The organism is Sphingobacterium thermophilum (assembly GCF_039541675.1).
In the GTDB taxonomy this organism is placed as follows: Bacteria; Bacteroidota; Bacteroidia; order Sphingobacteriales; family Sphingobacteriaceae; genus Sphingobacterium; species Sphingobacterium thermophilum.
Genome location: NZ_BAABGR010000026.1, coordinates 1 through 9,498, shown reverse-complemented (window position 1 = coordinate 9,498; position 9,498 = coordinate 1). Strand labels below are relative to the sequence as shown.

General features: G+C 42.3%; 9 protein-coding genes. 4 read left to right on the top strand and 5 right to left on the bottom strand.

The window, feature by feature from the left end; translation table 11 throughout:
• Window positions 1-97 precede the first annotated feature (97 nt).
• Together ABD873_RS09570 and ABD873_RS09565 are read left to right on the top strand one after the other, a co-directional pair.
• Window positions 98-538 carry a hypothetical protein gene (locus ABD873_RS09570; protein WP_345067792.1) on the top strand — a complete coding sequence of 147 codons (441 nt, stop codon included), beginning with the start codon at window positions 98-100 and terminating at the stop codon, window positions 536-538.
• A 634-nt stretch (window positions 539-1,172) separates the two neighbouring features.
• The gene (locus ABD873_RS09565) at window positions 1,173-1,553 is read left to right on the top strand and encodes a hypothetical protein (RefSeq protein ID WP_345067790.1); all 381 of its coding nucleotides are present in this window, start codon (window positions 1,173-1,175) and stop codon (window positions 1,551-1,553) included.
• A gap of 48 nt (window positions 1,554-1,601) precedes the next feature.
• Here the strand turns inward: ABD873_RS09565 and ABD873_RS09560 are convergent, their stop codons facing one another.
• The 5 genes from ABD873_RS09560 to ABD873_RS09540 form a co-directional block, all read right to left on the bottom strand.
• Complete coding sequence (locus ABD873_RS09560) at window positions 1,602-2,267, bottom strand: hypothetical protein (protein ID WP_345067788.1); 666 nt, start codon at window positions 2,265-2,267, stop codon at window positions 1,602-1,604.
• 518 nt (window positions 2,268-2,785) lie between these two features.
• A complete protein-coding gene (locus ABD873_RS09555) occupies window positions 2,786-3,055 on the bottom strand; it encodes a hypothetical protein (RefSeq protein WP_156138341.1) in 270 nt (89 codons plus the stop codon).
• Window positions 3,049-3,780: a hypothetical protein gene (locus tag ABD873_RS09550; protein ID WP_345067786.1), complete on the bottom strand. Its 732-nt coding sequence runs from the start codon at window positions 3,778-3,780 to the stop codon at window positions 3,049-3,051. Before ABD873_RS09550 ends, ABD873_RS09555 begins: the two co-directional genes overlap by 7 nt.
• A 245-nt stretch (window positions 3,781-4,025) precedes the next feature.
• Window positions 4,026-5,081 (bottom strand): hypothetical protein, encoded by a 1,056-nt coding sequence (locus tag ABD873_RS09545; protein ID WP_345067784.1) that lies wholly within the window; start codon window positions 5,079-5,081, stop codon window positions 4,026-4,028.
• A 179-nt stretch (window positions 5,082-5,260) separates the two neighbouring features.
• Window positions 5,261-7,990: a TonB-dependent receptor gene (locus tag ABD873_RS09540; RefSeq protein ID WP_345067782.1), complete on the bottom strand. Its 2,730-nt coding sequence runs from the start codon at window positions 7,988-7,990 to the stop codon at window positions 5,261-5,263.
• A 343-nt stretch (window positions 7,991-8,333) separates the two neighbouring features.
• Between ABD873_RS09540 and ABD873_RS09535 the strand changes: the two genes are divergently transcribed.
• Both ABD873_RS09535 and ABD873_RS09530 read left to right on the top strand, forming a co-directional pair.
• On the top strand, window positions 8,334-8,816 hold the full coding sequence (locus tag ABD873_RS09535) for a methylated-DNA--[protein]-cysteine S-methyltransferase (RefSeq protein ID WP_052258618.1): 483 nt from the start codon (window positions 8,334-8,336) through the stop codon (window positions 8,814-8,816).
• Window positions 8,803-9,402 carry an alpha-ketoglutarate-dependent dioxygenase AlkB family protein gene (locus tag ABD873_RS09530; RefSeq protein WP_345067779.1) on the top strand — a complete coding sequence of 200 codons (600 nt, stop codon included), beginning with the start codon at window positions 8,803-8,805 and terminating at the stop codon, window positions 9,400-9,402. Before ABD873_RS09535 ends, ABD873_RS09530 begins: the two co-directional genes overlap by 14 nt.
• The last annotated feature ends 96 nt before the right edge of the window (window positions 9,403-9,498 follow it).

The window sequence follows — 9,498 nt, the reverse complement described above, 5'->3', positions numbered from 1 at the left end:
CTAAAGCATATTGTAACAATTCTATCAACTACTGTTATACTCGATATTAAAACCAGCTTTCTTCATTATATTTATTGCAACAACCAAAACTAAATTAATGAAGAAGCTATTCGCATCCATCCTACTTTTTGTGTCTTTTCTGGGGGTAAAGGCACAAATTACCACACCCAAAGAGCATTTCGGATTTAACATTGGCGACGACTACCATTTGGCGAACTTCTCCCAAACGGAAGCCTATTTCAAAAAGCTCGCCCAGCAGTCCGACAGAATCCTATATCAGGTTATTGGCAAGACCGAAGAAGGTAGAGATCAGCCTATGCTTATCGTATCCTCTCCGGAAAATCTCGCTAAGCTGAGTCATTACAAGAACATTTCACAAAGACTGGCGAGAGCAGAACTCGCAGAACAGGAAGCCAAGCAACTGGCTAAAGAATTGCGGCGCTGCCAAAGGGATACAAAAACCTCCTGCACGATCTCCTCTGCCATCCCCTTATCTTTGGTGTGCTGGAAAGAAATAGCTAGCAATTTTTTCCAATAATGCTCGTACACCCGGGCAAAGGCCTTTTCGTCGCCATTTCTAATGGCAGCTATCTGTTGTTTGTCCGAGTCTACCCTAAAAAGTTTCATCCCCATGCCTCTTCTTCAGTTTGCATGATCCCCCTTTCTTATACCGGAGGATCTGTTCATCCACGCGGCCGCATCGTAACTCTACCCGACTATCGGCGCCGCGACAAATATAGACATTTAAAACAAAGTCTATAAATGTAATAGACTAATTCCTACGCTCGTGCTTAAATGTAGTCACTGTTAAAAAAAACACAAGACAAACGGCAATATTCAGTAAAATTTTCAGAAAAATAGCAAGTTTTTAAATAAAACTAGCAAAGACATTTGGAAGTAAGGCGGAAAGAAAGGTGTTTTTCACCAACAGTTGCGCGGTGTCCGTAGACTGAAGTATGGATAAGAACAAGCCTCGTAAATATACTAAAGGTTTACCGTCAGCAGCAGATGGGTTCGTGACAGGTGTACAGACCCATGTAGCCTGGTCGTAGGTCTCCCGTACCTTCCCCGTACCTCCGTAGTACCTCTCCAGTACCTTTCTAGTACCTTTTTAGTACACTTCCCGTACACTACCAGTGAACTAACAGTACACTAACGGTACCTTTTTTTGCTTGCGCAACAGTTGCGTAAACAGTACTTCATCAGTACTTAAGGAGTACTTAAAACCTACTGAAGGTATAGGAGGTCTGCGAGCAGAAATTTATCATTTTCTGTTATGCGGTTCGGGTGCCCTTCGAGGCGGCTTCGACTCCTATTCGGGACAGCTTCGGGAACGCTTCGACAGCCCTTCGGGAGAGTTTCGACAGCTGTTCGACTCGCAGCCGAAGAGCAGTCGAACAGCTGTCGAAGCCCAGTCGAACAAGACTCGAACAGCTCCCGAAGAAATCTCAATACAAATCCCAGAGGTAGCACATACCGTCGCGGAAACTAAAGTCGCCCCCTACACGAAGGGAATGAAACATTATTTTTTAGACAGGAAGGCTCGCATATAGGCACGCTTACACCCGTCTTATCTGTAGAAAATGAATGGGAAGCGCCTATTAATCCCTATTTAGCTGCCGAATCGTATAGTAATACCACATGATTTTTTCACCCGCTCCATGTGCAGCGCCGCCGCTAACAGACCGGAGTTTGCCATCAAGGTGGTAATCGAAACGATATTCGCCTATTTTACTGATACTCCCACTTAGATCATAGCCGACATTTAAGCTTCCAAAGCTCCGGACCTTGCCGCTCAGATCGTAATCTATATCCTCATCTCCAAACTTTCGAACACGTCCATAGTGATCATAATCTATTTTGATAGATCCAATCTGCCGTATCCGGCCTTCCAAATCATAATCGATCCCGCGCCCACCAAGCCTTCTTATTCGTCCTCCCAGATCATAGTCAATACCTACGTCGCCCACGTTACGCACTTTGCCCCATATATCATAGTCTACATCGCAACTACCTGCGCTCCTTACCGTTCCGTCGTGATTATATGAAATACGCATATCTCCTATGGCAGTTAAACGCCCTCCTAAATCATAGTTCATGTTGACATTCCCCGCCCCTTCCTTAAAAACATGGCGTACATTGCCTTGCCTATCCAGCATAAACACGATAGGGCCTTTCGCTAGCTTTATAAACGGTTGTTGTGCGCAAATCAAGCTGCAATAGCTGCTAAACAGCAGTAAAACAACTAGTCGGAGTGAAATTGTCATATCATTTCAAATATAGGCAAGTCTCGATATACTATCGTAAGGTTAAAATAAAAAACGGACAAACCGCTGGGCCAAGGAAGCCGGCGATGGCCTGATGTCTGAAAGCCCCCGTTCCCTATTTCACGCATGGTATCTCAGAAAGAGGGGTAAAAATCACGCAGAACCTCTATATGCTTCCAGTCACTGCCTTTCTCGCTGACTCAAAAATTCTTCTGATTTCACTATCGGCCGTATATACAACTTTTCCGTTATATTTTTTCCGCTTCCCTTCAGGTCGTCAAAATAAAATCTCGTGAGATCCACATTAAGCATTTCGACAGAATTGTACCGATTAAAAAGTTTATACTCTCATTTACCATCGCATTCGTAGCCTCGAGATACATCTGTAGGTAGATCACATGATTTACCAGCTTGTTAAAAAAGGCTCTGTGATTTTCTTCGGATCGATACCCTAACATTTCATTACCAACCGTGTTTTTAGGTGCTAAGCAACTGTTATAGTTGCCATACCGGTACAACTAGCGGCTGTTCAGCCTCACCTCGTTCGCTTTGATATAGTCATTGACATAGACCTCTACCTTTTGTTTCTTTTCTGCATCCTCTATAAGCTCTGAAATAGGCAAAAGGTTATCCAAGCCATCAATGTATACAAACCGGTGATTATCTTCGTTAACACTTTTTGACCATTCGGAAATCTTAACCTTCGGGTTATAACCTAGCGTATTATCTACTATTATTTTAGATGGGTCACCACCAATTGCCTCGAAGGCGATTATCGGACTCACCACATCCTTAAGCACGGCTGAGTCGGGTGGGGCAAGGGTCCCGAAAATAACGCAAAACAGTCGTTCAGACCTACCTTGAAACTATTCTCCACGGCGTTTTGTCTATCCTTCTCACCTACATATCCAGCTTGGTAATCCAAGCTTAGTTTAGCTCCTGTATACAAAGAAAGCAGAACGTGTGTACCATATTTTTTGACAAGTTCCGCTGGTTCGAGAGACTTGCTGTCTGTTTGAAAATTTGTAGTTAAATACCGTATCAACCGGTCTTCTCCAGGATTTCGAAATATCCTAAGTCTTTTGTGTGTAACATAGGTGTCATACAAGCCATATATGTATTCGCTTCCTTTGGGATCTGTATCTGGAAAAGGATGTATGATATTCCCCTTAAAATAATTGATATCAGCAGTTTCACCTGTCAACAATTTCGTAAAATCCTCCGAATCGACACCATAACCGATCTTAAAACTCGACTCACGAGGAAATCGCACATCAAGAAGACTGGGATTGTCTTGTCCGAATGCGGGGGTATTAATTACAGCCTCTTTAACAGAGCTCCTATGAGAATATTTGCCAGTAACATCATAGCCAAACCCTAAAAAATTAAGCTCGCCATATCCTTCCACGTCTGTCGTACTATTGCCTTTCGCTAGATTCTTAACTACAAATTTGAGTTCTATTGGTTCTTTTAACTCTGGTTCTACGATTTCTGAATCTGGTGTCTCTGGCATATCGGAAGTGCTTTTCTCACAGCTGATCATGCAACCAGTTACTATCATCGCTAACGGAAATATAATTTTGATCTTTAGCATATTATCTTATTATTTAAGCTAAAAAAACAAATTCAATATTACTTACTCATTAAGACAACATCATTCTTTTATAAAGACGCAAAAAGACCGACTCCTTAAGGGAAGCCGGTCTTTACGAAGTATCGTTTTCTAATTTTATTGTTGTGAACTATTTTGTTATCACCTTAGAAAGAATAGCCAGTCCAGCTGAATACTGAAACGTCTGCACCAGTTTGGGAGTCATTCTTTGTAACTGTAGCACCGGCAGATTTAACCAAAGCTGCATCAAAACGCGATTCTGGACGGAACGTATATGTTATAGTCGAACTTGCATCACCTTTATTATCTTGGTTCGAGTCATCAAGGTCAATGATATCACCGAACAACGAGTTATCTCCTATCTGGATTAAAAGATTCGTAATGTTCGCTTTCGCTTTTCTTCTAATTTTCACGATATCCTGCATAGTACCTGCTAGACCTTGTGTCGTAGAGCGTTGCACGATAGTCATTCCATTAATGGTAAAGTTGGACTGAGCAATATCATTTGGCGTTTTACCATCCATGTTACCATCCGCTTCAATACCTCTAGGATCGCCTTCGTTCGTTGTAAAACTTGGTTCCCAGATGCCATAAGCATTCGTTAACGTACCAGTATACCCTTGTGTAAAATCAAACATATCATCTTCTGCGTTTACAACTAACAGATTGGTTACGTTAACGGAACCGCCGAAGAATTCTATACCGTCATCAGCGCCGTCCTTAATGTAGATGTTGCTGATTTTAGTACCATTTCCAACGCCGTTTAATGTTAGACCATTATGTTCAGCAGCGTCGCTTATGTTTGCTCCTGTGTATTCTAAGATCACGTAATCCAACTCGCCCGAGTTATCCGAAGGGTTGTCCCCGCCATACATGATATTAGGACTGATCTCTGTCTGATAATTACTTGGAGCACTTTGACTAGCTCGAGAAAGCGGAGCATAACCATTGATAATCAAGCCTCCCCATGAACCGGAACGTTTCGTTGTCGAGGTAAACTTAATCGGCGCAGCAGCTGTCCCTTTTGCAATTATTTTAGCTCCTCGCTCGACTAAAATAAAAGCGCTGGTACCTTCCGTAGTAGCCGTGATAGTTGTACCTGCAGGGATCGTCAATGTAGCACCCTCCTTCACGTACGTAGGTCCCGTCAGATTAATTGACGACCCAGAAACAACAGCATCTCCCGTTATGTTGCCGTTCAAAACGGTCAACTCCGTTACGCCAGTTGGATTGTCATCGTCATCACTGCTACATGAAGTGAATGCCAAAACTGAAACGGCGATAATAGCTAATAATTTTGTTTTCATGTTTTCTTTCTTATTTATTTTACAATATTAAACCCTGTATTCTATCTTATCGTTAAGGATATATTATCAAACTGTTAAAACTTATAAGATATACCTACGCTTGCATCAACTCCTCGTTTGTAGGATTCAAGGACAATGTTTTCATTTGAATCCGTCTCACGTTCTAGGTTTATCTTAGGGTTAAGCATGTTCCTTACACGCAGATTGACACCCCATTTATCATTAATGACAGCGTTCGTAACAAAATCCAAAGTAGGCACCCCTTTTTCAATTACGTTTTTATAAGTGTGTGTACCGATCATAAAAACCCGATCACTGAAATAATTCGCTACAATGGAAGATGTTAAATTCCAACGGTTTCCATTGTATAGATAACTTACATCCGCATTCGCCAGTAAAGGAGAGGCACCTTGTAAAGCACTCCGTGTTTCACCAAAATACACTTCGGATGCTTCTAATTTCTGACTGGAATACAAGTATGACACGTTGGCACCGGCTGATAGGATATTGTCACCATATCCTGTTGAAGTTTTCAACAGGTTTTTCTTTACTTCTATTTCGGCTCCTGCAATTTCAGCTGTTGAACCAATATTGTGATAAGTCATGATATTGTTCCCATATTCAACACGCGCAATAGGGTTCTTCATACTCTTGAAGAACGCGCCAACGGAGACCAGCTCGCCACTGCTTGGGAACAATTCCCATTTCAGGTCAAAATTGTTATTTTCCACCGGCGACAGGTCGGGATTACCTTCTGATTTAAAAGTTGCGAAAGTATTTTGAAAAGGCGCTAACTCAATGAATTGAGGCAGCGTGTAACTTCTACTGGCAGATGCTCTTAAATTGCTTTTTTCGGTAAGCGCATATTTCAAATTTAAGCTAGGCAAAATGTAGTTTTTATCTATCGTTGAGGGGCCATCGGCAACACTGGTCCTTGTTTGGATCTCATAATCGATAACTTGATTTACCCTATCGTAACGGACGCCCAATACCCCGGTGAATTTTTCCGAAAATTGATAGGTACCGACGACCAAAGCCGAGTGAATATCCTTCTTCGCGTTATACCAGTTCGGCTTAAGCGCTGAAACTCCAGCTCCCCAGTTCGTTGTCAGTTGAAAGTAGTCGTCTGCTAAAGTGCCGCCGTTAAAACTGTCATCAATATCATCGACACCGTGTGAGAGCGTTACGTCTCCCTTTACGTTGTGATTAAACATTCTGACTTCAAAGTCCCGTCTAACTAAGTTGCCGTTATATCCGAAGTCTATCTTTCTTTCGAAATTCCTGTCATTTTCAAACTTATAGGTAGCAATGGCTTTTGCAGTCCAACCTCTTTCTCCTATTTCAGAGTAGTAACGTTCATTGTCTGCCCCGTTGGCGTTGTTATAAAAACGATATGTGCCGTCCCGCAGCAAAATGTTGTTCGTACGGCGATCTGGCTCATTTGCCGAAACATGGTTGTATCCCACGCCGAGGTCCAACGTCCAATCGTTCGTCAACTCCAGCTTAGAAAGCAATTGATTAACAAACAAATGATTATCGACCACATGTTGTCTTCGCCATAGTCTGATATCACCGTCGTCGTCTGATATATTCAAGCCGTAATTCTGGCCGTAACTTTGTCCTTGGTCACCGATGTACATCGAGTTAAAAGAGATCGAATGATTACCAAAACTATATTTTAGGTTAGCCATCGCAGTTTTGGACACGTTGTATTCAGATCTTTCCATCTCCTGATCTAAAAAAATGGTTCCAGCAGTACTTGTTTGTCGGATAACACCGTCATAGTAACGGTATTCAGAATCCATGTTACCCGTAACAAATAAATTTAATGTTCCATTAGCCAGATTAAAGCGCTTTCCGCCGGACAACGAAAAGCTTGAGTTTATTGGTGTTTTTATCTGCGATGGGTTCCAGTTATTCGCAAAGTCGTAGCTAGTCAAATCTGTAATTGGAGACTTACGTTCTTTCAACGAACCAAACCAATTTGTTCCGTCTATCTTCTTAAAGTCCTCCGCCTTAATTGCCTGCGAATTTATACCGGAAGACGCTCCTATTTGAAAAAAATCACTTCCAGAAAACTCTTTAGATAGAATATCTATGTTTGCACCAGCAACATCACCTCCCAAAGCAGGATTGAACGTTTTATTGACTGCAATATTATCGATAACAGATGTCCCGAAGAAATCTAACGATATGTTCTTGTTCAACGGATCTTCGGAGGGCAACGCTAATCCGTTCAGCGTGGTGCTGTTATAACGGTCTCCCAATCCTCTTACAAAGACATTCGCTCCACTTGCCGATTTTGTGACACCACTCATTTTCGTCAGCGCCCCCTCAGCGTCGCTCACACCCTTTCTGGAAAGCTCCTGCGCTCCTATCTTCTCGACCATCAGATTAGATAGTTTCCGCTCTTCCAGCAAAGCAATTTCGCTCGCGCGCTCTCTCCGCCGTGTAACAACGACCTCGTCTAAGGTCGAATTTGTATTAATTAACGTCACGGAGACAAACTCCCAGTCGTTAGCCTGTAGATTAAATTTTGTGGAATCTGGGTCGTAACCTACAAAAGTACTTACCAGTGTATATTCCCCAGTTTTGCTGGGCAGATTGATGGAAAATTCTCCTGCTTCGTCCGTCGATGTAGCAAGCGTCGTATTCGCAATTTTGATACTTACCCCCGGAATGGGTTTATAGGTTTCGATGTCCAAAACCTTTCCTTTCACCCCAAACTGCTGCGCCGCCGTCCTCGAAACCTGAATGGTTACCATTGAAATAATTAAAGCAACATAATAGCTGAACTTGATCATAGCGTGTTAAAATTATGTTGCAATATTATAAGCTAAATATTAGCTCAATATTACCATCATATTATTAAAACATCACTACTCTGCTAACAAATTATTAAGCCGAGACAACGTTATTGTTACTACGTCGTATAACCAACTGTAAGTCAACCCTGAACAAGCCCTCCTATCCAAGATAGCCCGGCTCCTCCGGACATGCCGCAGCCAGATTTTCGCGGTTGTACGGTCTATTGTCAATGGAACATCTGTTATATTGTATTTTTTTCGTTAAATAAAATAAACGCAACTGTATTTCATTCGTACTTCTTCGAATTTGTTAGTAATTTGCGGCTTTAAACGACACACCATGGCAGACATAGTATTATCTTCCACCGAAAAAGGAATCTGCCATATCGCCTTTGTAGATCCTCAAAAGGCTTTGTCAAACATTCGTGAACAATATCCACTGGCGAATGTTATTCGCAAGGAGCTACCACGCCACATTGAGGTACTCCACATTTTCGATGACAGTGCTCAGCTAAAGAATCCTTTGCATCTGCATCTAAAAGGAACACCTTTCCAGCTTAAAGTGTGGGAGGCTTTATTGAAAGTTCCCAAAGGTTGCTTGACAACCTATGCGCATCTTGCAGAAGCTATAGGACATCCGAAAGCTTCCCGTGCTGTGGGCACAGCCATTGGCAGCAACCCCATAGCTTACCTTATTCCCTGCCATAGGGTGATACAATCTTCCGGCATTTTCGGCGGCTATATGTGGGGACCTATCCGTAAAGCTGCAATAATAGGATGGGAACAAGCTCAGGTAAAAGACATAACAGATGAAACTTTTTGAATTAGCTGATCCACAAAAGAACCTACTCCCCTATGATGGAGAGGTAAACTACTATGGTACTGTGCTACAGAATCCACAAAGCTATTATGAGCGGCTTATGGAAGAAGTGGCGTGGCAAAATGACCAGACCTTAATCTTCGGAAGGCTCATCACCACCAAAAGAATGGTAGCTTGGTATGGAGATGAAGCCTTGGAATACACCTATTCGGGGATGAAGAAGGTGGCTTCCCCGTGGAACACTACCCTGCTAGAGCTCAAGCGGATTGTAGAACATCTAACTCACGAAACATTCAACTCCTGTCTCCTCAACCTCTACCACGATGGTAATGAAGGTATGGGCTGGCATAGCGATGCTGAAAAGGATCTAAAAGAAAATGGCACTATAGCCTCGTTAAGTCTAGGTGCCGAACGCAAATTCTCTTTCCGACATAAACAGAGTAAAGAAAGAATAGACCTGACGCTGGAAAATGGTTCCCTTCTACTAATGCGCGGCACCACTCAAAAATACTGGCTTCACCAACTACCCAAAAGCAAGAAAATCACCAGAGGAAGGATAAACCTGACCTTCCGAACCATAGTATCCTAAAGCATATTGTAACAATTCTATCAACTACTGTTATACTCGATATTAAAACCAGCTTTCTTCATTATATTTATTGCAACAACCAAAACTAAATTAATG